General features: G+C 67.9%; 18 protein-coding genes and 1 pseudogene. 8 read left to right on the top strand and 11 right to left on the bottom strand.

Going from position 1 to position 23,202, the window contains the following annotated elements; genetic code table 11:
* Positions 1-3 precede the first annotated feature (3 nt).
* The 6 genes from SGFS_RS08585 to SGFS_RS08560 all read left to right on the top strand — a co-directional run bounded on the left by SGFS_RS08585 (position 4) and on the right by SGFS_RS08560 (position 6,070).
* Positions 4-1,134: an XdhC family protein gene (locus SGFS_RS08585; protein ID WP_286249100.1), complete on the top strand. Its 1,131-nt coding sequence runs from the start codon at positions 4-6 to the stop codon at positions 1,132-1,134.
* 448 nt (positions 1,135-1,582) lie between these two features.
* Positions 1,583-2,416: a hypothetical protein gene (locus SGFS_RS08580; RefSeq protein WP_286249098.1), complete on the top strand. Its 834-nt coding sequence runs from the start codon at positions 1,583-1,585 to the stop codon at positions 2,414-2,416.
* Positions 2,392-2,862 (top strand): MarR family winged helix-turn-helix transcriptional regulator, encoded by a 471-nt coding sequence (locus SGFS_RS08575; protein ID WP_286249097.1) that lies wholly within the window; start codon positions 2,392-2,394, stop codon positions 2,860-2,862. The genes SGFS_RS08580 and SGFS_RS08575 overlap by 25 nt, the downstream gene beginning before the upstream one ends.
* Before the next feature lie 157 nt (positions 2,863-3,019).
* Entirely contained in the window at positions 3,020-4,276 is a 1,257-nt protein-coding gene (istA, locus tag SGFS_RS08570) for an IS21 family transposase (protein WP_286249095.1), read from the top strand.
* The gene (gene istB, locus SGFS_RS08565) at positions 4,276-5,115 is read left to right on the top strand and encodes an IS21-like element helper ATPase IstB (protein ID WP_286249093.1); all 840 of its coding nucleotides are present in this window, start codon (positions 4,276-4,278) and stop codon (positions 5,113-5,115) included. The genes istA and istB overlap by 1 nt, the downstream gene beginning before the upstream one ends.
* 124 nt (positions 5,116-5,239) lie before the next feature.
* Positions 5,240-6,070 carry an alpha/beta fold hydrolase gene (locus SGFS_RS08560; RefSeq protein ID WP_286249091.1) on the top strand — a complete coding sequence of 277 codons (831 nt, stop codon included), beginning with the start codon at positions 5,240-5,242 and terminating at the stop codon, positions 6,068-6,070.
* Between the two features lie 621 nt (positions 6,071-6,691).
* Here SGFS_RS08560 and SGFS_RS08555 read toward each other — a convergent pair.
* The 5 genes from SGFS_RS08555 to SGFS_RS08535 all read right to left on the bottom strand — a co-directional run bounded on the left by SGFS_RS08555 (position 6,692) and on the right by SGFS_RS08535 (position 9,723).
* Entirely contained in the window at positions 6,692-7,087 is a 396-nt protein-coding gene (locus SGFS_RS08555; RefSeq protein WP_286249090.1) for a hypothetical protein, read from the bottom strand.
* 30 nt (positions 7,088-7,117) lie between these two features.
* Complete coding sequence (locus SGFS_RS08550) at positions 7,118-7,324, bottom strand: hypothetical protein (RefSeq protein WP_286249088.1); 207 nt, start codon at positions 7,322-7,324, stop codon at positions 7,118-7,120.
* A gap of 91 nt (positions 7,325-7,415) precedes the next feature.
* Complete coding sequence (locus tag SGFS_RS08545; RefSeq protein WP_286249087.1) at positions 7,416-8,018, bottom strand: hypothetical protein; 603 nt, start codon at positions 8,016-8,018, stop codon at positions 7,416-7,418.
* A gap of 417 nt (positions 8,019-8,435) precedes the next feature.
* On the bottom strand, positions 8,436-8,834 hold the full coding sequence (locus SGFS_RS08540; RefSeq protein ID WP_286249086.1) for a hypothetical protein: 399 nt from the start codon (positions 8,832-8,834) through the stop codon (positions 8,436-8,438).
* A 49-nt stretch (positions 8,835-8,883) separates the two neighbouring features.
* Positions 8,884-9,723 (bottom strand): AlbA family DNA-binding domain-containing protein, encoded by an 840-nt coding sequence (locus SGFS_RS08535; protein WP_286249085.1) that lies wholly within the window; start codon positions 9,721-9,723, stop codon positions 8,884-8,886.
* Positions 9,724-10,059: 336 nt separating this feature from the next.
* Here SGFS_RS08535 and SGFS_RS08530 point away from each other — a divergent pair, with 336 nt between their 5' ends.
* Entirely contained in the window at positions 10,060-11,655 is a 1,596-nt protein-coding gene (locus tag SGFS_RS08530; RefSeq protein WP_286249083.1) for a protein kinase domain-containing protein, read from the top strand.
* A 91-nt stretch (positions 11,656-11,746) separates the two neighbouring features.
* Here SGFS_RS08530 and SGFS_RS08525 read toward each other — a convergent pair whose 3' ends face one another.
* The gene (locus SGFS_RS08525; protein ID WP_286249081.1) at positions 11,747-12,145 is read right to left on the bottom strand and encodes a hypothetical protein; all 399 of its coding nucleotides are present in this window, start codon (positions 12,143-12,145) and stop codon (positions 11,747-11,749) included.
* A 192-nt stretch (positions 12,146-12,337) separates the two neighbouring features.
* Positions 12,338-13,168 carry a hypothetical protein gene (locus SGFS_RS08520; protein ID WP_286249078.1) on the bottom strand — a complete coding sequence of 277 codons (831 nt, stop codon included), beginning with the start codon at positions 13,166-13,168 and terminating at the stop codon, positions 12,338-12,340.
* An 840-nt stretch (positions 13,169-14,008) separates the two neighbouring features.
* Here SGFS_RS08520 and SGFS_RS08515 point away from each other — a divergent pair.
* Positions 14,009-14,248, top strand: a pseudogene (locus tag SGFS_RS08515) (helix-turn-helix domain-containing protein); the annotation flags it as partial.
* Positions 14,249-15,204: 956 nt separating this feature from the next.
* Here SGFS_RS08515 and SGFS_RS08510 read toward each other — a convergent pair.
* From SGFS_RS08510 to SGFS_RS08495, 4 genes are all read right to left on the bottom strand, one after another.
* Positions 15,205-18,141: a discoidin domain-containing protein gene (locus tag SGFS_RS08510; RefSeq protein WP_286249074.1), complete on the bottom strand. Its 2,937-nt coding sequence runs from the start codon at positions 18,139-18,141 to the stop codon at positions 15,205-15,207.
* Positions 18,142-18,233: 92 nt separating this feature from the next.
* Positions 18,234-19,706 carry a glycoside hydrolase family 32 protein gene (locus SGFS_RS08505; RefSeq protein WP_286249071.1) on the bottom strand — a complete coding sequence of 491 codons (1,473 nt, stop codon included), beginning with the start codon at positions 19,704-19,706 and terminating at the stop codon, positions 18,234-18,236.
* Positions 19,707-19,823: 117 nt separating this feature from the next.
* A complete protein-coding gene (locus SGFS_RS08500; RefSeq protein WP_286259856.1) occupies positions 19,824-22,121 on the bottom strand; it encodes a glycoside hydrolase family 3 N-terminal domain-containing protein in 2,298 nt (765 codons plus the stop codon).
* Between the two features lie 187 nt (positions 22,122-22,308).
* Positions 22,309-23,196: a carbohydrate ABC transporter permease gene (locus tag SGFS_RS08495; protein WP_286249070.1), complete on the bottom strand. Its 888-nt coding sequence runs from the start codon at positions 23,194-23,196 to the stop codon at positions 22,309-22,311.
* Positions 23,197-23,202: the final 6 nt, after the last annotated feature.

The raw sequence follows: 23,202 nt of genomic DNA, 5'->3' as shown, positions 1-23,202 counted from the left end.
CCCATGCGGCACGTTCTGGAAGAGGCAGCCATCTGGCAGCGGGACGGTGTCCGTTTCGCGATGGCCAGCGTCGTAAACGCCTGGGGTTCCGCCCCGCATCCTGCCGGCTCCTCGATGCTCATCAGCGACAGCGGCCGGGTCGTGGGCAGCGTGTCCGGAGGATGCGTGGAGGCCGCCGTCTGCGAACTGGCACACGACGTGCTGGCGGGCGGCCCGCCCGCCCGGCAGCGCTACGGGGTCAGTGACGACGACGCTTTCTCGGTGGGACTGACGTGCGGAGGGACGATCGACGTCTTCGTGCGCGAGGCGTCCGGCGACGTGCCGGCGGCCAGAGTCGCGGCCGACGCGGCGGAAGGACTGCCCGTCGCGCTTGTCACCGTGCTCGACGGCGGTGTCCGGCCAGGCGCCGCCATGGCGGTCGGCCTGCGGGGAATCAGCGGAACACTGGGAGCGGCCGAGCTCGACCGTGCGGCCGTTCACGCGGCCGAGGGGCTGCTGGCCCGAGGAGCAAGCGGCAGCGTCCGTGTCGGTGGGGATCAGGAATCCGGTGATCCGCACTGTGCACCGGCGACCGAGCTTCTGGTGCAGTCGCTGGCCCCGCCGCCACGGATGCTGGTGTTCGGAGCCGCAGAGTTCGCCCGGCCCCTGGTCGCTTTCGGAGCGCTCCTCGGGTACCGGGTGACGGTGTGCGACGCACGCCCCGTCTTCGCCACGAAGGAGCGTTTTCCGGAAGCCCATGACGTCGTCGTGGACTGGCCTCACCGGTGGTTCGACAGCCAGGGCGAGCGTGTCGACGCGAGCACTGTGGTGTGCGTCCTCACACACGACGCCAAGTTCGACGTGCCGCTGCTCCGGACGGCTCTGCGCAGCCCAGCGGGCTACATCGGAGCGCTGGGTAGCCGCCGTACCCACGAGGACCGGCTCGTGCGCCTGCGCGAGGCGGGTGTGACGGAGGACGAGCTTGCCAGGCTGCGTTCGCCGATCGGCCTCGATCTGGGTGGCCGGGGGCCGGAGGAGGCCGCCTTGTCCATCGTCGCCGAGATCGTGGCGCTCCGCAGACGTGGCAGTGGACTGCCACTGACCAGCTTGGACGGTCCCGTGCATGCGGCGCGACGGCCCCTGGTCGGACGCTGAGACGAGCAGGAGGTGACGGCTGTCCGCGTAGCGCGCGTAGCGCTGACCAAGCTGGTACGGCGGCAGGAGCTACGCCGGTGGTCGGCGGTCGGCTTCGGGGTGGTCCTGTCGCACCGGAAAGCTTCCGACGCTGAGGCTACCGAGAGGCAGGGATGTCCCTGCCTCTCGCCGATCTCGGTGCGTGGACCCGTTCGCGGTGCCACCGCAGCTCGCGGACGGGACAGGCCGGCGCAAGCGCTGATCTTCCGGCGGGAACACGACCGCCGCCAGAATGCGCAAGAGGAGAGCGGGGCGCTCTCACAGGGGGAGACCGTTGAGAATACGCAGGCGTAGAGGATTGGACAGACCGCGGTTGGCGCCGGAGTTGGACGACGTTCCGCTCGGCAGGCTTCGTGCCCGACTCACGACGTCGAGGATGATAGGTCAACCTGACACGGACCTCCTCTCCGTGCAGCAATTGCTGCGGGAGACCGGTGAGGACTGGGACCGGCGGGCCCATCGACTCAGCGTTCTTTCCGGCCCGGCCTTCTCCGTGGCGCGTCACTGGCATGACCGGCGGCCTCGGGACCCCGATGCTCTGGTTCTACGGGCGTGGTCTCAGTGGACCTGGCTGCGCCGCGCTGCAGCCGACCCGAGCTGGTCTGCGGGTGCTTCGCTGATCGATGTGCGGGGAACATTGGACCTCTGCACTCTGGCAGCCGGTCTACGGCCGTACGACCCCATGCCGTGGGTGATCAGGCTCGGGCTGCTCCGCCTTGACGGGCAGCCGCGTTCTGCCCTGCTGCCGACATGGTCGGAGGTCAGGTCGCGTGACCCCTGGAATCGGGCCGCGTGCCTCGAGGCGCTCGGTTACCTCTCTCCGGCGGAGCAGGGATCGCTGACGGACCTCCTCGCGTTCGTGGACAGCATGAGAGCGGAGATGCCTTCGGATGCTCCGGCGATTTCCCTGCCACTCACGGCCGGTGTGCTGCTCTACCACCGGCGTCTCGGACAGGTCGGACTGGTGTCACAGTTGGAGGCCTCTCGCTACTGGTCCCAACCGGATGCGGTGCGGACTCTGGACCGATCGTTGGAGGAATTGCTGAGTCCGGGCTTCCTGGGCACTGCGGCCGCACTCGCCGACCTCAACTTGCTCGCGTACGCGCTCGCCAAGGCGGACCGCCTGCAGGATGCCGGACGTGTGTTCGTCAAGCTCGACGGCATCGTCACCTCGTGGCCCTGGGGCAGGGACGGCGATCCTGTGGAGGCCTTCACCCAATGGCAACGACGGGTTTTCCGATGACCTCAGCCAGTTCCAAAACACTTCCAAGTAGTGTCTTCGAGCTCGTTTTCCGGTTGTCGCGCGTAGCGGAAGACCGGCTGGGCGCGGCGTACGCGCCTTTCGGACTGTCTCTCGGTGACGTGGAGGTACTTGCCGCGCTGCGCTGTTCGGGCGCGCCGTACACACTCGCGCCCCGCCAGCTGTGCGCGGCCGTCAAGATGACGACCGGTGGTATGACGGGTCGGCTCGACAGGTTGGAACGGGCAGGCCTGCTGCGCCGTTCACCCGATCCGCATGACCGCCGGGCCCTCAGGGTGACAATGACCGACGAGGGCATGCGTGTGATTGACGAGGCGCTTGAGGCCGGCCTCGCGACGCAGGCAGGAATGCTGTCGGCTCTGAACGCAGAGGAGAGTCCGCAACTCGCCGAGTTGCTCCAAGTATTGGTTACGGCCATGGACGCTTGACGATGGAATCCGGGGCCTTGGGAAAACGACCAGGCGCCCCGTACCGGAGCACCTCTCGACGACGGCCGAACGCGGACCCTCTGACGGCGGATCAAAAGTGACCCACTTGGTGATCTTCGTCTGACTCTGGCCTTGGTGATCAAGGTCAGGAGGGAAGGTGATCCTCGTGGAGGACTGGGCAGAGATCCGCCGGCTGCACCGGGCCGAGCAGATGCCGATCAGGGCGATCGCACGGCATCTGGGCATTTCGAAGAACACCGTCAAGCGGGCCCTGGCCAGCGACCGGCCGCCGCAGTACCAGCGGCCGGCCAAGGGCTCGGCCGTCGACGCGGTCGAGGTGCAGATCCGGGAACTGCTGCGGGAGACCCCGACGATGCCCGCGACGGTGATCGCCGAGCGGATCGGCTGGGAGAGAGGCATGACCATCCTCAAAGACCGGATCCGCGAACTGCGGCCGGCCTACGTTCCGGTTGATCCGGTCTCGCGCACGGTCTATCGGCCAGGCGAGCTGGCCCAGTGCGATCTGTGGTTCCCCGAGGCGGACATCCCCCTTGGCTATGGGCAGAGCGGACGCCCGCCGGTGCTGGTGATGGTGTCCGGTTACTCCCGAGTGATCACCGCCCGGATGCTGCCCTCCCGCAGGACCGGCGACCTGATCGACGGGCACTGGCGGCTGCTGACCGAGTGGGGTGCCGTTCCCAGGACGCTGGTCTGGGACAACGAGGCGGGCGTCGGCCGAGGCCGCCCGACAAGCGAGTTCGCCGCGTTCGCGGGCCTGCTCGCCACGAAGATCTACTTGTGCCGCCCCAGGGATCCGGAGGCGAAAGGGCTGGTGGAACGGGCCAACGGCTATCTGGAGACCTCGTTCCTGCCCGGACGGCACTTCAGCGGACCGGACGATTTCAACACCCAGCTGCAGACCTGGCTGAAGGTCGCCAACCGGCGTCTCCACCGCACCCTCTCGGCCCGTCCGGCCGACCGGTGGGCAGCGGACCGAGCCCAGATGCTCACCCTGCCCGCGGTCGACCCGCCCACCTGGTGGCGGTTTTCTGCCCGGCTGGGCCGGGACCACTATGTCCGCGTCGACACATGCGACTACTCCGTCGACCCCGCCGCGATCGGTCACCAGGTCACCGTGCTGACCGACAACGAGCAGGTCGTTGTGCTCACCTCCGGCGGCGAGATCGTCGCCCAGCATGCCCGCTGCTGGGCCCGCCACCAGACCCTCACCGATCCCGAGCACGGCGAGGCCGGACAGGCGATGCGCCAGGAAGCACGTCGCCGGCCCACCGGTCAGATCCACGCCGTCGGCTCCGCCTCCAGCCCGCTCATCGAGGTCGAACAGCGCGAGCTGGGCTCTTACGACCGGCTGTTCACCGTCATCGACGGCGGCGAAGGCAAGGAGGCCGGCTGATGGCCCGCACCTCCACCACCACCGACGCTGCCGCACCCGCCGACACGGCAACAGGTCGCAGGACCGGACAGCAGACCGCCTCCGACCTGGCCTTCCTGGCCCGGGCCATGAAGGCCCCGGCTCTCCTAGCCGCCGCCGACCGGCTCGCTGAACGGGCCCGGAAGGAGTCCTGGACTCACGCCGAATACCTGGTCGCCTGCCTCCAGCGCGAGGTCTCCGCCCGCGAATCGCACGGCGGCGAGGCACGAGTACGCGCCGCCCGGTTCCCCGCGATCAAGACGGTTGAGGAGCTCGACGTCACCCATCTGCGCGGCATGACGCGCCAACAGCTGGCGCATCTGGGCACGTTGGACTTCATCGCGGGCAAGGAGAACGTCGTCTTCCTGGGCCCGCCCGGCACCGGCAAGACCCACCTTGCGATCGGCCTGGCAGTGCGGGCCTGCCAGGCCGGACACCGCGTCGCCTTCGCCACCGCCGCCGAATGGGTCGACAAGCTCGCCGCCGCCCACGAGACCGGCCGCCTGTCGGCCGAGCTCACCAGGCTCGGCCGCTATCCGCTGATCGTGGTCGACGAGGTCGGCTACATCCCCTTCGAAGCGGAGGCCGCCAACCTGTTCTTCCAGCTCATCTCGAACAGATATGAACGCGCATCCGTGATCGTCACCAGCAACAAACCCTTCGGACGCTGGGGAGAGGTTTTCGGCGACGAGACCGTGGCCGCCGCCATGATCGACCGCCTGGTCCACCACGCCGAGGTCCACTCCCTCAAAGGCGACTCCTACCGCATGCGAGGACGCGAACTCGGACGCGTCCCCACCGACACACCCGACAACGACTGAACCACCCACCGACACCAACCGGGTCAGATTTCAACCGCCCAAAGTGGGTCACGATTCAGCCGACGCCGACAGCACCCCTGGGCATGGCGCCCCTTGGGGCGCCGCCTTCCCGAAAGGATGCGTCATGACAGAACACCTTCAGATACCGTCGGCGTCAGGCACCTTCGACGCCATCGCGGCAGGACCCGCCGACGGCCGTCCCGTCCTGCTCCTGCACGGCTTTCCTCAGACGGCCATCGTCTGGGAGGAGCAGCTGGCCGCGCTGGGTGACCAGGGCTACCGCGCAGTCGCACCTGACACCCGCGGCTATTCGCCTGGTGTGCGGCCCATGCGTGCCGATGCGTACGGGGTGGGCGAACTGGTCGGGGACGTCCTGGCGGTGGCCGACGCACTCGCCTGGGACCTCTTTGACCTCGTCGGGCACGACTGGGGCGCTGCGATCGCCTGGTGGACCGCGGCCCGGCACGCCGATCGACTGCGCACGCTCACCGCCGTGTCGACGCCGCATCCCAGTGCGTTGGGCGAGGCGCAACGCGCCGACGACGACCAGTGCCGTCGCTTGCAGTACCAGCAGGACTGGCGGAGCCCCAGCACAGAGGCCCGCTTCCTGGCGGACGACGGCGCCCTCCTGCGTTCCCTCTACCAGGGCAAGGTTCCCGACCGTCACGTGGACACATATGTACAGCGCCTGTCCGAACCTGGTGCGCTGAGCGCGGCCCTCAACTACTACCGCACTGACCGGCCCGACGCCGCGGTCGGGAAGATCCAGGTCCCGACGCTCTACGTCTGGGGCACCGAGGACGTCGCACTCGGCTCCACTGCAGCTCACGCCACAAAGAGATGGGTGAGCGGCCCCTACTCGTTCCACGCCCTGCAAGGCATCAGTCACTGGGTCCCCGATGAAGCTCCCGAGGCCCTTACCAAACTGATCACCGACCACCTGAACGAGAATTAGAAGCCGCTGCTATACCGATCTTGGTGGGCGTGAGTTCGAGGTTGCAGTCTTCCGTGTCGGCGCCGATATCGTCCAACTCGGCTTCTCTGGAGTGTGATTGTCTCGCTCACCGGTTCGGGAACGCCGGGGACCGGCCGTACAGGCGGCCGAGGTGTTCGTCCGAGATGAGCGACGCGGAGTGGGCGGTCGCCCGCGACGCGTTGCCGGTCCCCGGCCAGCTGGAGGGCCGCAGCGGGCAACCGGAAGGGTAGTGCCACCGGCAGATGGTCGACGGTGCGCTACCTTGGACCCTTCATGCACTTCCGCACAGCCCAGCGCCTGACGTAATCATGGGGCCGATGCGGATGCCAGACGAGAGTGGGAAGCTGCGGCCGTCTTCTCCCTGGGGCCCAATGGCGCCGGATCGTCGCCCTCACGGACGCCTTCGGCTGGACGCCGTACGACGCTGCTCCGGATGCCCAGAGAGCAACCTGGGCGCAGAGCGGGACGCACGGCGGTAAGGGATCCTGCTCCGCCGACCAGATGATCGACGGAGCGAAGGACGTGTAGGACCCCGGAATTAATCAACAGCGTCGGAAGATCTTCCCTCGGGGTCCGCCGCGTGATTCGTAAGACGCGGTCTCAGGCGGGAGGCAGGCCCGGTAGCACCGTTCCTGTGTATGCGGCGAGCACGCTTCCCAGCGCACCGCTGACGACAGGCGAGTTGAGGATGCCGATGACCGAGGCTCCCCAGCGCTGGAGCCTTCCGGGGTCGGGAGATCCGTTGGCGGCCTCGGTTTCGATACGCGTGGCGAGCTGAGTGAACTCGATGGCGTCGTCCTCCGGCAGGTCCAGTACCGGTGCGGCCTGGCGCAGGGCACGGGCGAGCATGACCACCGCCGCGGGGTCGATCCCGTCCTTGTTGGTCGTGGCGTTCATGGTGAAGTCGCGACTGTTCGCGGCGATGTTGCCGGTGTTCTCGCCAATATGGAAGGTGATGTTGTCGCCGGGGCTCGGCTGATTGACGTGGTCTTGCACGCTTCCTCCTGCCAGGGCGCAGCTGACGCCTTAGGGTGTGATAGCGACCGTGGCGGGGTCGGTGTCGATGTGTTCGATCAGCTTGTGCTCTGCCAGGTAGGAGAGCGCTTGGTGCAGTTCGGTGGCGGAGATCTCGGCTCCGGCGAAGTACGAGCCGGGCGTCGCGAGGAACAGGGCCGGGTTGATGGGTGTCTGGTCACCTGCTGTGTCGTACAGCCACCGCAAGTAGGCGTCCATCGTGTGGCGAAGCCGGGCGGCGCGGTCCCTCTGGAGGTCCTTCAGATGTCGTACAGCGACGACTCCCTCGTCGGTGAGGTGAACGTCTGGGCTACCCGCGAGGTGGTTCCTGTTTCTGGTGCCAGAGCCACTTCAGCAGGGCCGTGCGGGACGCGCCGAGGTGCAGCACCGCATCAAGCGGCGGCGTGGGGGTCGGACGCCCGGCGAAGAGTTCCCTGTCGGCCTCCTGGAGGACTTGGTGCACCTGCCTGCAAGCCTCGCTCACATAGCCGAGCAGGTCGGTGGTGTGCTCGTAGCGCCTGACATCCCGTGGGACGTCCATCGTCCAGGTACCGTCCTGCTGCTTGCTGTACGAAGTGGACAGGAGTGGCTCGCGGGAGAAGTGCTCAGGGACCAGGCGGATGATGCGGGCACGCATGTGTGGGAACGCCCCCTGGAGGTCTCCGGAGGTGAGGGTGACCCGGGTAACCTCGTTCGGCGAACGCGGGGCGCTTCGCCACAGCGTGATCATGTGATGGAGCACCCGCAGGAAAGGATCCCCCAGGTCGCTCCGTGCCTCTTCCAGTGCCCAAGCCGCCGCGACCGTCAGCGCGATCCGGGTGTCCGCCGCAAGGATGCGGGGGACCGCCGTGGTGAAGCCGTAGGAAAGTCCCAGCGATCCGGAAGACCCAATACGCGGAAGCGAGTCGAGCACACCCCCGCGGGTCCTCCATTCCGAAAGACTTGGCCTTGTGGTCCACCCAGTCCCACATAGGCCACTGGCCGTCTGGATCGGCCGCCTGCTGCGTGCCGATCATGGCAAGCAGCGCGCATTGTTGCCGATCGAGTTGTGCTTCCGTCAGGTGGTGCACGGACATGTTGGCGGTGGCCCCCGATGTGGAGATGTGGTGACGCTAACGGACGAAATCGCGTCAGAGTAATTCGGCTTCGAGCTGAAGGCATCTCCGGCCTGGGCCAGTCCTTCCCGGGCCGCGATGGTGGTGGCCCATGCCGCGGCTTCGCGGCTGGCAAGGTCCAGCACCTGCGTGTGGTGGGTGGTGCCGCCGGTGACGACATGGACGCCGATCGGGTGCGCGCGGTCCTGGGCTGATCCCCGGAGGCCCGTGGCGTCTCATGAAGCCGAAGCCCATCCTTCGTCGGTCAGGGCCTTCGCGAACAGCGTTTCGGAGTCCAGTGAGCGGAGCAGGGGGCTGAGGAGCCTGCGGGTCACCGTGCCTGGAGCTTCACGCAGTTCGGCCAGGGTGGCGCCGGTGCTCTCCTCGTAAGTGTCGGCGCTGTACCTGTGGTTGCTGGGGAAGTGCGACTGTCCGGCGTACCTGCGACGGCCGCGGAGTCGGCTGGCTCCGACTGCCACCGCCCAGTTTCCGTGGTAGCCCACGTCTTCGGAGACGAGGCGGATCAGCTCCAGCAAGTGCCGGGTGAGGATGACGGCGCCGGCATCGAAGAGGACCTGCTCCGAGTCTTCTTCAGGCGCATACCGGTCGTGAAGGCTGTCGGAGAGACGGGTCATGAACAGCCGTAGTCCGCCATCCTCGAAGAGTTGAACCTCGATCGCGTGTTCATCGCCCCAGTTGCCACCTGCGGCGTAGGTGGCAGTCGGACTTGAGACTTGAGGAGCTGAGAGCCACTCCTCTGGCGCGTCGGTGTCCTTGGTGGGCGTGGCTGAGGTCGGGGCTGAAACCCTGGTCCGAGAGCGCCGCCCGGAGTTTCTGGTTTTCCTGGACGCGGTTGATCAGTGTGCGCAGGCGGAGGTTCCAGTCCTGGGCGCCGATGATGGGCAGGCACATGTCCCGTCGTCCGGCTGCGGGCTGGGCCACCAGGAAGAGGTGGGACTGGGCTCCGACGTCGCGCAGCGGGTCTTCGTTCATCTCCTTGCGCAGCAGGGCGAGGATGTCAGCTTCAGTGTTGCGTCGCCTTGTGTGCAGGGCGACGACCTCGGCGTTGCCCATCTGGTACTTCGTCTTGTCACCGCGGCTGAAGTACCTGTGGTCGACCATGTGCGGTGCGACGGGGCTGGCCGGGATGTGGACGATGAGGTAGCCGGTCCCGTCGTCGGCCGCCGCCTTGATCTCCTCGGTGAGAATGTTCAGTGGCGGGTCGGGGATGGTCCGGGCCACCTGCTCGATCTTCTCCGGCAGCCCGTTCAGGGGCTGGGGGGCGAGGTCGAAGGCGCGGCTCTCCTTGTTCTCCTGCACGCCGATGATCAGGGTGCCGCCGTCAACGGCGAACGAGGACAGGTCGCGCGCCAGTTCCTTGTTGTCGCCCTTGCTGTTCGGGGCCTTCTTCAGGTCCAGGTGATGGTTCTCCTCGAATAGGCCGCCGTCGACGGCGGCCTGTAGGTCGGCCTCGGTCTTCGGTGTCCACCGGGGGTTGTCGGATGAGAGGTAGATCGATGTCACTGTGCAGTCCTGCTTCTCGTGATCCAAGGCCCAGCACGGGCCGTAGCCCAAGCGGCTGAGCGCCAAGGGTACGGAGGGGGTCCGACAATCGGCCGTCCGCTTCGGTGCGGCAGGGGACAGCGCGTCTCGGTCTCCTGGTCGCTGGCCCACGCGGCGACTTCGGCGTCCGGCAGGTGCAGCACTCGCGTGGGGTGGACGGTGCCGTTCTGCACGACGTGGACGCGGCCCGGGTGCCTGCTGAACTTCGGGCGTGCAAGACGTAGGGGCGGGATCGCTCGATAGCATGCAGCACCCGCCCGGCCGATACGTGCCGCTGATCATGTCTGAGGAGCCTTTGTGTCCAGCCGTGTCCAGCCGGTGCACCCGGGCGATCCTCGTCGCATAGGCCCCTACCGCGTCGTCGGGAGGCTCGGGACAGGCGGCATGGGCTCCGTGTATGCCGCGCTCGACTCTTCAGGGCTGCAGGTAGCGGTTAAGGTCGTCCACCCCGCGCAGGCGGCAGACGAGGAGTTTCGGGCCCGTTTCCGCCGGGAGGTGCGACTCTCCCAGCGGGTGACAGGACCCTGTCTGGTGCCCGTGCACGATGCCGACACCGACGGCACCGTTCCGTGGCTGGCCACTCCGTTTGTGCCCGGCCCCACCCTCGACCAGCACCTGGCCGCGGGCGGTGCCCTGGACGGGGCCCATCTGTACGCGCTGGCAGCCGGAACCGCGGCCGCGCTCGCCGCAGTGCACGAGGCGGGCATCATCCACCGGGATGTGAAACCCCAGAACGTCATCCTCGCCCCGGTCGGCCCCCGGTTGCTGGACTTCGGCATCGCTCACCTCCTGGACGGCACCTCAGTGACCCGCACCGGGGTGATGACCGGCACCCCCGGCTGGATCAGTCCGGAGCACTACCGCACAGGTGAGGTAGGCCCCGCAGGGGACATATTCGCCTGGGGCGCCTTGATCGCCTACGCCGCCACCGGCCGCCTCCCCTTCGGCATCGGCGCCCCCGAAGCCGTGGCCTTCCGCGTTCTCTCCGCCGAGCCCGACCTTGAAGGCATCCCCGAGTCTCTGCTGCCGCTGGTGGTGCAGGCACTCGCCAAGGAAGCCGACGCCCGGCCGACCGCCGCCGAACTCCGCGACGCCTGTACGGCGCTGCTCGCCGCGCAGGCCACAGCCGCCACCCCGCGCGATCAGAAGCAGCCGACACTGGTTGCCGATCTGGTGAGCGCCCAGTGGGACCTGCCGCCCGAGGACGACGCCGCCTGGCCCACCGCTGGCCGGGGCCGCCGCGTCAAGCTACTGGCCGCGGTCGTTGCTGTCGCGGCTGTTGTGGGCGGTGTCGGCGGAGCAATCGCCGCATCATCAGCGTCCACACCCGAGCAGGGCCAGGAAACGGCGCTGCCCAGCAGCCAGAAGAAGGCCCGCAGCGCCCCGCCTGCGGCGCAGCCAGTCCGCAGCGGAGAGTCCCGCGACACTGCGTCGCCGACGCCCTCCCCAGCTACGCCCGCCGTCGCTTCCGAGGAAACCCACGCGCCGTCGCCGACGTTCCCCTCCCCGCTGCAGCCCCCGCCGTTTACTTACCTGCCGGACCAGCTCGACTGCGCGCCCCGGAAGGAAGCAGAAGCCGACGGGGCGTGGCAGTACGTCGCCCCCGGCGACGTCCGGGCCGGAGACGCAGTGGAACTCACCCTGCGCAACAAGTACGGCAACATCGAGCCCGTGCAGACCGAGATGCCCGTCCTGGCCCGCGTCTACATGCCCGACGGCACCTCACGCCTGGCACGCACCACCGTGCACTCCGACACTCCGGCCACCGTGGTCTGGCCCGGAGACTTTCCCGGAGCCGTCGCCCACTACCCACCAGGCACCTACACCGTGGCCTGGTCCGTCGGAGACGGCTCACAGCGCTACATCGCTTGTACCGGGTTCGCCGCGCAATGACCACCTGCTCCCCCAGCAGCAGCCGCGTCCTGGCGACCGCCGGCACCACCGCCTACCCACCACAACCGCGCTGATCATAGCCGCCTCGGGCTCACCCGTCGGGGCGGGTGAGCCCGAGGATGAGGGGAGCCTCGCCCAGCGGGCCGTCGGCGATCCAGAACCGATGGGCGGACAAGATCGTGCGCAACGCCTGGTTCATGGCAGCCTGCTGAGCATCGCGCAGCCCTACGGGCAGGTGGCGAGCGGCCGCCGGGTCCTGCTGCCACACCACCCTCAGCGCGCCGTGGCCCTCCGGCACCAGGGCCCCTCCGGTCTCCTCCCCGTCCGCGGCCGCCTCGATGCTGTACGGCAGCAAGCCAGCCACCAACACAGCTCCGAGGACTGCCCATGCCAGTTGCTCCTGCGCCTCGGTGAGTGCCACGCCGTCGATCACGGCCCTGGGCGCGAAGGGGCGTGCCTGCTGTCCGTAATTCCCGCCGCGTGGGTCCATGACGTTGCTCCCGCTTCTCGTCCGTCCGATGTGCGACCGAGTGGTCAGGTGCCAGAAGCGGTGATCTTGTACCGCTGCTCAGATGAGGACGAACCGTGTACTCACCGTCCGGAGACGGCCGGTGGGGCCCGTCCTCGGTCCCTCCCCGCGCCTCACCGCCTGATCCGCACCTTCCCTGCAGAGGGGCGCACGCTACTGAAGCCCCCCGACCTGATCCTTGGCCCACCACAGGAACGCGGCGGCGTGCTGCTGGTTGGCGAAGCCCTGGCCGACGAGGTCGTGCAGGAGGTCGTTGCTCCAGAGGATGAGCCAGCCGAGGGTCCAGTTCACCGACTCGGGTGCCGGCAGTTCCAATCCGTAGACCATTCGCGCGATCTCGCGCTTGCCGCCCGCCTCCGTCGTGTACTTGAGGATCGTCAGGAACCGGTCGGGGTACATCACGCAGAGAACCCTCGTGAGGAGGGCCTCCTTGAAACCGGTCATGGCGAACGGCTTGGTGCCGGACAGCAGGTGCTGGAGCCGGTCTTCGAGTGGCACGTCGTCAGGTTCGTGCAGGAGGTACTCGATCGTCTGGCGGGTCGACTCCACGGCCGCGGCGTCGCCCATGTCGTTCCACGCGGAGTTGAAGGTGGCTTGATTGCCGGGGCGGGCTCCGACCTCGGAGTTGGCGAAGTCCTTGAGGACTCTGGGATCGCATGCCCACAACCCGTCGGGGGAGAAGATCTGCTGGTACTTCGACCAGTAGGCCGCCACGTCGGGGTCGAAGTCCGGTTTGACGGCGAGGTACTGCTCCTTCAGCCGGGCCACGCGCTCCAACTGCTCGAGATCGACGTCCTCGGGTTTCGGGAAACGGGCCTTGAGGTCGTCGAAGGTGCGGAGCGGGCTCCTCTGCGGGACGGTGGGCTCCTTGTGCTCCCATTCGTAGCCGCACCGGTGCTTCACGAGACGACGTCCGCCGTCGAGCGTGCGGATCACCTCGATGTCCTCGTCGTCGCTGCACAGTGGACACATAACCAACGCCATGGCTACCCCCGTTCCAACAGTGCTCGTGCCCACCCAGAGCCGATGCACTTGTCCACCCAAGGGCCGCATTCTTGCATTCGGCAAAGGTGGGCGGGATGTGGGGCCATCCGGCGAGACTGGGGTCGGGGTCCTCCTGTCTGTCGGTTCCGCCTGTCCCCGGCTACGGCACGTCCTGGTCCTCGGCGCCCCATGGCAGCCTGGGCAGCGCGCCGCCCTTCCCTCGGACACGGATCCGAGCGGGGTATCTCTCACTACGAGAGCAGGAGCGCCGTGCGGGGCAAGGCTGGGCGTCCCGAGCAGCAGCTTCGTTGGTGCGCGAGGGAGGTCGAGATCGGGCGTTGGGAGCCAGACGATCCCGACGAAGAGTAAGAAGAACACAGCAGCGCGACGGGCAGCACCGTGATCAGTTGTGCCCTTCCCGCTGCACCTGACGCCGACGAGACTGTGGGAGAGAAGCCGCTGCCGCTTGCTGAGTGGGCCGAGACGCTGGTGGGAGCGGCGCTTGCGGGGACGACGATCGAGGTGACCAAGCGCTACGACTCCTGATCGGGTGTCCGGAGAGGACGTCGGGCAAGCTATTGCGACGACAGACGCGGCCCGACTCGCTGTGCACTTCACTGCAGCTCCCGCCGCCGCGGCCGGCCCATGAGGGGAAGGCCGCGGCACCGGCGCTGGCGCGCGTGCGCGACCCAGTTAATCTGGGGTTGTCCTAACGGAGGTTGGTGGACACGAACAGGGACAATCCCAACCGTCAGGTCCGGTTGAGCTTCCTCGGTTACTGACCTTTTCGGGTTGCCTTCGGGTGGTGACGTCGGGTGGCCCCTGCGGTATGCCGGTGTTATGCGGTATGCGGATGGTGGGGGCCTGGCTGCTGAGCGGCGGGCTGCACGCGAGGGGATTCGGCTGGAGGCCGGGCAGAGGTTCGCACGGGGTGACAGGACTTCGGATATCGCCAAGGACCTTCGGTTGAGCGAGCGTTCGGTGGAGCAGTGGCGCCGGGCCTGGCGTGAAGGCGGCATGGAGGGTCTGAAGCCGAAGAGACCCGCGAAACTGCCGAACCTGTCCGACGAACGCTTCGCCCTGCCCGGCTGATCTACCGGCCCCGCCCACACTTGGGTGCTTCGTTGACCAGGGGTCATGCCTCGTGCGTTTGCTCTCGAGGGCTGGAGCCGACGGTCTGATCGGTGGACGAGGGCGGATGTCGGGACGCTGATGGGACGCAGGGAATCGGAAGTGGCTGCCTTGGACCCATCCTGTCGACGCCGGCCGGTGTCGACCGAGGCCAGGCCTCCTCGGTGCTGAGGGGTGAGAATCACGAGCCGTGCCCCCGACGGCGTGCCAGGTGCCGCATGTCTGTCGGATGGGATGCCTACAAGACCAGTCCCAGGTCGTCCTCGCTGAGCCGCAGGATGTCGGCCAGGACGCACCGGCATGCCGGCCGGTCGCGGTAGACCAAGGGGCCACCAGCAGCGGTCGGGCGCCGGGGTCGATGCTGATGACGGCCCCCATGGAGAGACCGTCGGCAAGGATCCTCGGCTACTGCTGCGCCGCCCTTACAGACGGCTCCCTCGTGGGCAGTCCCCGCAGTGTTCCTCACCGTGGACGGAGCGGTGACGACGAGCGTCCGCAGTCGTTGGTGGTGGGTGCTGGCCTTGATTGTGCTCTTGCGGACCACCGAACGGCCTGGGCCGAAAGCGGCAGTCGCGACTCCCGCATGCGTCGACGGGGGGGGCGGCCTTGCGGTCCGCCCGTCCCTCATTGCGCTCTAGCTCTAGCTGCTCCAAACGACCACCAGGGTGAGAAGCGTGCGGTCTACGCGCCGAGGAGCCGGTCCCCTTGCCCCGACGGCGGGATGCCCTCGAGTTGCTCGGTGGTCGGGTGCGGACAGTGACGGTACGGAGGAGAGTCAAGGCCACTGGCTATGCCGTGGCCAAGCCTCACCGTCAGGCGTCGGCATGCCGGCCTTTGCGGGGCAAGGGCCGGCCGTCCGTGACGGTCGCCGCTTACCAGGCGGTGGAGGAGACCGCCGCCCGAGGTCAGTTGTAGACGTTGAACTCCGCGACTGACCACCAGCTACGCGCGACATTTCCGGTGTTGACGACCTTGATGTAGCGAGCTGTTTGCTTCGGGAAGGAGATCAGGTGGACTCGCTGGCCGTCCGCCACGGAAGAGACCTTGGTCCAGTCGGTTCCATCCGTGGACACGTGCACGTCCGCGCTCCGCGCGAAGTCGCTCACGCTGGCGCCGACGTCCAGCACGATCTTGTCGAAGGTCTGCGTCTGCCCCATGTCCACTTGGATCCACAGGCCGTCGTACTGCCCTGTCCCGGAGCTGTAGCGAGTGTCGGGATTTCCGTCGAGCATGTTTCCGGGTGCATCCCACTGGCTTGCGTCCGAGGCCGTTGCGGTCCAGCCTGTGCGCGGCAGCGCGGAGCCGGGGTCCATGACGTCGAACGACGATCCGCCCGCGTCCGCTCCGCTGGCTCCCTTCACGGAAACCCTGACCTTCCCCGCTGGCAGCCCCTTCGGAACGTAGGCGCTGATGCTCGTGTCCGACCAGGTGTCTATTTCGGCATAGCTTGATCCGAAATGCACCGTGCCCAGCCCCTGTGCATCGCCGAAACCAGAACCGCCAATCGTGAACTTGGAGCGCGGCATGCCTCGCTCCGGCTTCAGATCGCTGAAGGTCGGCGAGGGGAAGCTCGACAGCTTCTTGGTCGTGAACATCGCCGAGGTGCCGCCCGGCAACGTGTAGGTGTACGACCCGTCGGTGGACATCTTGAAGCTCTTGCGGTCGGTGGTCCCGTTGAAGACTACGGTGACCTGCTCCCCCTTCCTGCTGGTCCAGGTCTTCAGTTGGAGGCCGTTCGATACCGCTGTCGGAGCTGTGATCGAGCCGGTTCCACGAGAGGACCCGTACACCTCGATGTCGCCGATGGCCCACCAGAAGCCGGAGGCCGCAGTACTGACGATGCGAATGTGCTGTGCCGTCCGGGTCGGCAACGTGACGGCTATCTTGCCGATGCCCCCGCTGCCGCTCGCAATCGCGCTGCCCCAATCGACTCCGTCGTTCGAAACGTAGATCTGATACTTCGTGACGTAGTCGAACGAATTGTTCACGCCGGTGTCGAAGACGATCTTGTTGAAGCTCGTGGGGTTTCCCAGGTCGATCTGGAACCAGTCGCCGCTCGTCGGCCCGTGCCCGAGACTCCACTTCGTGTCGATGTCGCCGTCGATCGCGTTCGCGGCCACACCCCAGTCCGGCTGCGCGGAAGCCGTGGCGGTCCATTTGCTACGGCTCAGTGCCCTTCCTGTCGTCTGGACGGAAGCTCCGATCGGCAGGGAGTACGTGACCAGCTTGTTTCCGGTGCGGATGGAGTTCTGGTAGGGCAGCAGTGCCGGGTCGTACGTGACGGTGACCGGGCCGGATGCCGACTTGAAGGTGAAGTCGCGTGTCGGGTCCGAGACCTTGGTCGCTGCGGGGGCGCGGCCGCTCTGCGCGGGTCCGGAGTACGTGAAGGTGACGGCGTCGCCGGCGTTCAGGGTGTAGTCGAACGAGTGTGTCCCGTCCGCGACGCTGAAGGCTTTCGCCGCCTTTCCCGAGTTGTGCGCGATCAGGACCTTCGATCCGTCCGGGTTCTGGAACGCGACGTTCTCTATGCTGCCTTCCCCGAAGGTGTTCGAGTAGATCCGGCGCGCTCCGGGCTTGACGAACCTACTGGCGTGAGCAAGGGCGTGGTAGTCCACGTTGTAGGACACTCGCCCGTCGGCCGGATCGATGGTGAGCAAGCCCCGAAGCATGGGGATGCCGGCCGTGTCGCTGTTGAGGGGGCCCCGATCGGGGTCGAGTGCGATGTTCCACAGCATCACCCCGTTGGCCCAGTTGCGCGTGCCGTTGATGATCCACGTACCCAGTGCTTCGGTGAACGCCGTCTGGTCGCTGTCCTGCCAGACGCCTCCGGTGGCTTCCGTGATGAAGGTTTCCTTGCTCGGGTAGTCGTTGTGGACCAGCGTCTGGTAGGTCGGGTTGCCGCTGTAGATGTGCCATCCGGTTCCCGCGGTGTACTTGGAGGCTGCGGGGTCGCTGAAGATCGTCTCGGGGTACGAGGGCACGTCCCAGTTGTGGTCCCAGGCAAGGATCTTCGTGGAGATTCCGTTGGCTTCGAATGCCTTGCCGATCTTCTGGATCAGTTCGGCTTCCTGGTACGCGGACAGGAACATTCCGGGCCAGGTGGGGGTGCCCATGGGTTCGTTCTGCGGGGAGATGTAGGAGATGGGCACACCGGCTTCGCCGTAGGCTTCCACGAACTTGACGAAGTAGTTGGCGAGCGCGGAGACGTACTCGCTTTTGAGGGTGCCTCCGATCATGGAGTCGGAGGTCTTCATCCAGCCTGGTGGGCTCCACGGGTTGGCCATGACCTTGAGGGACGGGTTGAGTGACAGGGCCTGCCGCAGGGCCGGAATGATGTACGGCACGTCATGCTGGATGGAGAAGTTGGACAGCGTCGGGTCTGCCTGGCCGACGGGTATGTCGTTGTAGGAGTAGCTTCCGGACGCGTTGAAGTCCGTGGCGCCCATCGGGGAGCGGAGCAGGCTGAGGCCGATTCCCTTCGAGGGATCGAACAGCTTCTTCATCAGCTTGGTCCGCTCGGCAGGGGACAGCTTGTCGATGAGCCAAGCGGCGGAGTCGGTCATGGCCGCGCCGAAGCCGTGGACCTTCTGGTACTTGACGCTGTCGTCGATCTTGATCGTCAGCGGGTTGGCCGTTCTCCTCGCCTTGAACAGCACGTCGTCCTGGTCGGCGACCCACTTGTCGGCCGATACGTCCGTCAGCCACACACGGACGGAATTGCTGCGTGCGGTCTGCTTCAGTTGCGGGGCGGCGATGGCGTTCCCGGAAACCGAGGTCCAGGCGGCGGCGACACCGACGGCGGTGGCCAGGAACTGGCGTCGTCCGAGACCGTATGAGCTCATGGAAGATCCTCCTTCGGACCTGCTTGGTCAGTACTTGGGAGAGGGGGTGGGACGCATTGCCGAGGTGGGGGATCGACCGGTTGGAGTCGGTGCTACGGCGACGTCGGCGCCGACGTCGTGGCGCTGGTGCTCGGCTCCTTGATCACGAGCGGGTGCAGTTCCCAGGCGTCGACCGCGAAGCCGAGGCGCGTGCCCGGTGCGGTGCGGGCCTGCAGTAGCCACGGGCTCTGCCCTGTGGGGTAGAAGCGCAGGGTGAGGACCTGGCCGGTGGTGATCAGGAAGATTTCGGCGATGGAGTGGTCGACGACCACGCGCAGGTCGACGGGCCGGTCTGCCGGGCAGGGCATCCGGTGGGAGCCGCCGCGGGCTCTGCTGTCCAGTGAGGCGTGGTCACGGTCGACGACCAGTTCACCCCTGTCGGCGTCGAGACGGATGTCGAGGTACTCGGTGCCGTCCGGGGTGGTGACCAGCCGTAGGCCGGCGTTGGCGGTCGGCTCCAGACGGGCCGTCAGGTCGAAGGCGCGACCCACGGTGCCCAGGTCCACCGGCTGCGGGCCGTCCGTCGCGCCTACGGCGTGAAGGGCGTGCCGGCCGCGCAGGGCGAGCAGTTCGGTGGCGGGCTGCTGGCGCAGTGTGCCGTCGTCGTGGACATGGATCTCGCGGGGCAGGGTGAGGACGCCGGCCCATCCGTCCGCGACGGCCCAGGCTTCGTCGCGGGCTTCCCATGACCAGCCCCACAGCAGCCACCGGTTTCCAGGTGCGCGCAGCAGGGCGGGTGCGTAGCAGTCGGGGCCGTGGTCGGCAGGTACCGCGGGGCCGGCCTTGACCTGGCCGTCGTGCTCTTCGCCGATCAGGGCCGCGACCCTCTGCGGACCGGTGGGTTCGGTCCAGGTGCTGACGATGAGGGCGCCGGGTTTGTCGGCTGCCGGGAGGTATTGGGGGCATTCCCAGCCCTCGCCGGTGAACAGGTCGGTACCACCGATGGGCTCCGGGCGGCGGGCCGCGAAGGGCCCCCGGTAGGTCCAGTTCTCCAGGTCGGGTGAGTCGTAGAGAAGGGCGGCGGCGCGGCCGTCCGCGAGGGCGGCGCCGACCAGCATCCGCCAGCCGTCGCCGTCCTGCCAGACGTATGGGTCGCGGTACATGGTGCAGCCCTCGGGCAGCTCGGGGATGAGCAGTTCGCCCCGCGGGGTGAAGGTGCGGCCGCCGTCGCGAGAGACGGCGGCGGTGACCGGCTGGTGCTGGAAGGAGCGGTCCTCGCGGTGCGCGGAGTAGAAGGCGACCAGCCGGTCGCCGTCGGAGACGGCGTTGCCGGAGAAGCAGCCGTCGGCGTCCACGCCATCGGGGTTCGGGGACAGGGCGATCGGCAGCGGCTCCCAGGTCAGCAGGTCGGGGCTGCGGAAGTGGCCCCAGTGCATGTTCGCGTGGGTCGCTCCGGACGGGTTGTACTGGTAGCACACGTGGTAGTAGCCGTCGTGGAAGACCAGCCCGTTGGGGTCGTTGATCCAGTTGCGGGGCGGGCGCAGGTGCGCGACCGGGTGGTGCGGATCGCGGGGTGTGGTGGACACACGCGTGCCTTTCCGTATGTCAGAGCGGCCGGGTCGGATGGGTCCCGCCCCGCCGGCCCTCTGGTTTGCGGGGCGGCGGGCCGACGGGGCGGGGGTCTTCAGGCCCGGTTGAGGGCTTCAGGTCCGGATGCGGAATCCCGCGCTCAGCTGGTTCTCCCGCCGTGAGCTGGGGCCGACGCGGAGCATGAACTCACCTGCTTCGACCACGCGGCGGTTGTCGGCCGTGACGAGTGAGCACTGCGCGGCAGGGACGCTGAGGCGGACGTCCAGGCTTTCGCCGGGAGCGATGTCGACCTGGGTGAAACCCTTCAGCTCCTGCTCGGCCCAGGTGACGCTGGTGGTCAGGTCGCTGATGTACGCCTGGACCGTTTCCAGGGCCGGACGGCTGCCGCTGTTGGTGAGGCGCACCGTGGCGTCGACGGTGCCGTCGGCGGGGACGTCCGGGTCGTGCACGACGAGGTCGGAGTAGGTGACGGTGGTGTAGGTGAGGCCCTCGCCGAACGCGAACAAGGGGTCTTGGGTGAGGTCCGCGTAGCGCTCCCCGTGCTGGCCTCGCACCTGGTTGTAGAAGACCGGTTGCTGTCCGACGTGGCGGGCGAAGGAGACCGGGAGCCGGCCGCTGGGTTCGACGAGTCCGAGGAGGAGTTCGGCGATCGCGCGGCCACCGCGCATGCCCGGGTTGAACGCCTCGATGAGTGCTGCCGCGTTCAGTGCCGACTCCGGGAGGGTGCTCGGCTTCGATTGGACCAGTACGACGATCACAGGGGTGCCGGTGGCGGCGACCGCGTCCAGCAGAGCGATCTGGCTGCCTTGAAGGTCGAGCGTGGCCGTCGAGCGCGTCTCACCCGTGAGGGCGATGGTGTCCCCGACGACCACGACGGCGTAGTCGGCGGCCTCTGCTGCGGCGACAGCCTCCCGAAGCTGCGCCTGGTCGACCGGGGCGGGGGTGAAAACGGGCGGCAATGGCTGGCCGTCGGGCCCGGTGGACCACTCGGGGGCATGGGCGGGGCTTGCGATGTCGGCTCCGCGGGCGTGCGTGACGGTCCAGTCGGCGGGTGCGACGGCGCGAAGGCCGTCGAGCACCGTCTCCACCGTCTCGCGGGGATGGCCTTCGGGCATCCACGGGACCTGGCCGGTGGCGCCCGCCCAGTCGCCGAGCATGGCTTCCGGGCTGTCGGCGTTGGGGCCGATGACCGCGATCGTCCGCGGGGTGCCCTGGCCCCCGGCGCGGCCGGTTCCGTCCGAGGTCAGCCCGCCTTCGAGGGGCAGGACGCCCTCGTTGCGCAGCAACACCAGGGAACGGCGGGCTGTTTCGAGGTTGAGGTCGGCGTGGGTGCGGCAGCCGATCACCTGCGCCTGCCGTTCGGGGTCGGGGGTGCGGGGGTCCTCGAAGAGTCCCAGCTCGAACTTCAGCCGCAGAACCCGCCGCACCGCGTCATCGATCTGCTTCTCCTCGACCAGGCCGCGGGCGACCGCCTCCTGCGCGCCCTCGAAGAACGCCGGCGTGGCCATGATGAGGTCGTTCCCGGAGTTGACGGCGACCGCCGCCGCCTCGACGTGGTCGGCGCAGGTTCGCTGGTCGTAGACCATCCGGCCGACGTTGTCCCAGTCGGTCACCAGCGTCCCGGTGAAGCCCCACTCGCCCTTGAGCACATCGTTGATCAGCCACTGATTCGCGGTGATGGGCACGCCGTCGATCGACTGGTACCCGAGCATGAAGCCGCGGCAGCCGGCCCGGGCCGCCTGCTCGAACGGGGGCAGGAACCACGAGCGCAGCTTGCGCGGGCTGAGATCGGCTTCGCTCGCGTCGCGCCCGCCCATGGTTTCGGAGTAGCCCGCGAAGTGCTTGGCGTACGCCAGCACGGCGGTCGGGTCGCTGAGGCCCTCGCCCTGATAGCCGCGCACCATTGCCGCCCCGAGTTCACCGATCAGGAACGGGTCCTCGCCGAACGTCTCGTTGATCCGGCCCCAGCGCAGGTCCCGGGTGATGCACAGCACCGGGGAGAACGTCCCGTGGATTCCGGTCGCCGCGATCTCGGTCGCGGCCGCGCGTGCCACCCGGTGGAGCAAGGAGGGGTCCCACGTGCAGGCCATGGCCAGCTGTGTCGGGAAGATGGTGGCGCCCGGCCAGAACGAGTGGCCGTGGATGCCGTCGTCGGCTGTCAGCAACGGAATGCCGAGCCGTGTCCGCCCGGCCAGTTCCATGGCCTGCGGCATCAGGTCGGGAGACACGTGCAGGACCGATCCGGCGAGTTTGGCCGACACGATGTCGGCCAGGTCCCCGTGTTGTGCGTCGAGCATCAGCAGCTGCCCGACCTTCTCCGGCAGGGTCATCCGTGACAGCAGATCCTCGATCCTCGCTTCCACGGATGATTCCGGATCCAGGTACGCCGCAGAGCGGACCGGCTGTCCCACGTTGTTCTCCAAGAGATGAGTCGTCACAGGTCAGAGAGTTGGTTGGCGACTTCGAGCGCTTTGTCGCAAGGACGCTGCCGTCTGCCGTGGTGGAGCTCGGACCGGCGCGGCGGGGCTCGTGCGCTGCCTGCCCGCCGCCCCGGGCGGAACCGGTGCGGCAGGGGGCGGCGCGGTGGGAGCAGAGGTGTCACTTCAGGCCGGTGGTGGCGATGCCGGCGATGAACTGGCGCTGGAAGAGGAGGAAGACGATCATCACCGGCAGCAGGACGACCACGGCGCCGGCGAGCAGGATGCCGAAGCGGGTGAAGGACTGTCCGCTGCTGGCCAGGGCGAGGCCGACGGGGAGGGTGTACTGGCTCTCGTTCTGGGCCACGACCAGGGGCCACAGGAAGTTGTTCCAGGAGCCCAGGAAGGTGATGATCCCGAGGGTGGCGAGGGCCGGCTTGGTCAGCGGCAGGATGATCTTCGCGAAGATGACCAGTTCGCGGCAGCCGTCGACGCGGGCGGCGTCGATCAGCTCGTCGGGCAGGGTGGAGATGAACTGCCGCATCAGGAACACCCCGAACGGGCCGGCCAGGAACGGCAGGATCAGCCCGAGCATGGACCCGGTCAGCTGCATGTTGGACACCAGCACGTACAGGGGAACGAAGGTGACCAGGCCGGGGATCATGAGGGTCCCCATGACCAGCAGGAAAACGGCGCGCTGTCCGCGGAACTCCAGCTTGGCCAGGGCGTATCCGAGCATCGAGCAGAAGATGAGGTTCCCGGCGGTGACGGCGAGGGCCACGATCACGGAGTTGGCGAACATGCTCGTGAAGTCGAGCGTGCTGAACAGCTCACCGTAGTTGGCGGTCGTGGGCGCCGTGGGGAGCAGGACGGGCGGGACGCTGCGGATGTCGGCCTCGGGTTTGAAGGAGCCGGACAGCATCCACAGGAACGGCGCGATCATCAGCAGCAGGGCGCCCGCGAGCGGCAGATACAGCCAGGGCCGGCCCCAGGTCTGGCGGATGCGGCGACGCTTGAGGACGCGGTCCGTGCCCGGTTGTGCCGTGGGGAGGGTGGTGAGGGTGCTCATGGGTCG

Source organism: Streptomyces graminofaciens, from assembly GCF_030294945.1.
Taxonomy (GTDB): Bacteria; Actinomycetota; Actinomycetes; order Streptomycetales; family Streptomycetaceae; genus Streptomyces; species Streptomyces graminofaciens.
This window is presented reverse-complemented; position numbering and strand designations above follow the sequence as displayed.

What these genes read in the sequence shown, in the direction of transcription:
- SGFS_RS08495 (WP_286249070.1), bottom strand. Translation starts at nt 23,196, where the DNA reads ATGAGCACCCTCACCACCCTCCCCACGGCACAACCGGGCACGGACCGC.
- SGFS_RS08525 (WP_286249081.1), bottom strand. Translation starts at nt 12,145, where the DNA reads ATGGACCCACGCGGCGGGAATTACGGACAGCAGGCACGCCCCTTCGCG.
- SGFS_RS08510 (WP_286249074.1), bottom strand. Translation starts at nt 18,141, where the DNA reads ATGAGCTCATACGGTCTCGGACGACGCCAGTTCCTGGCCACCGCCGTC.
- SGFS_RS08520 (WP_286249078.1), bottom strand. Translation starts at nt 13,168, where the DNA reads ATGGCGTTGGTTATGTGTCCACTGTGCAGCGACGACGAGGACATCGAG.
- SGFS_RS08550 (WP_286249088.1), bottom strand. Translation starts at nt 7,324, where the DNA reads ATGGACGCCTACTTGCGGTGGCTGTACGACACAGCAGGTGACCAGACA.
- SGFS_RS08560 (WP_286249091.1), top strand. Translation starts at nt 5,240, where the DNA reads ATGACAGAACACCTTCAGATACCGTCGGCGTCAGGCACCTTCGACGCC.
- SGFS_RS08585 (WP_286249100.1), top strand. Translation starts at nt 4, where the DNA reads ATGCGGCACGTTCTGGAAGAGGCAGCCATCTGGCAGCGGGACGGTGTC.
- istB (WP_286249093.1), top strand. Translation starts at nt 4,276, where the DNA reads ATGGCCCGCACCTCCACCACCACCGACGCTGCCGCACCCGCCGACACG.
- SGFS_RS08540 (WP_286249086.1), bottom strand. Translation starts at nt 8,834, where the DNA reads ATGACCCGTCTCTCCGACAGCCTTCACGACCGGTATGCGCCTGAAGAA.
- SGFS_RS08575 (WP_286249097.1), top strand. Translation starts at nt 2,392, where the DNA reads ATGGCAACGACGGGTTTTCCGATGACCTCAGCCAGTTCCAAAACACTT.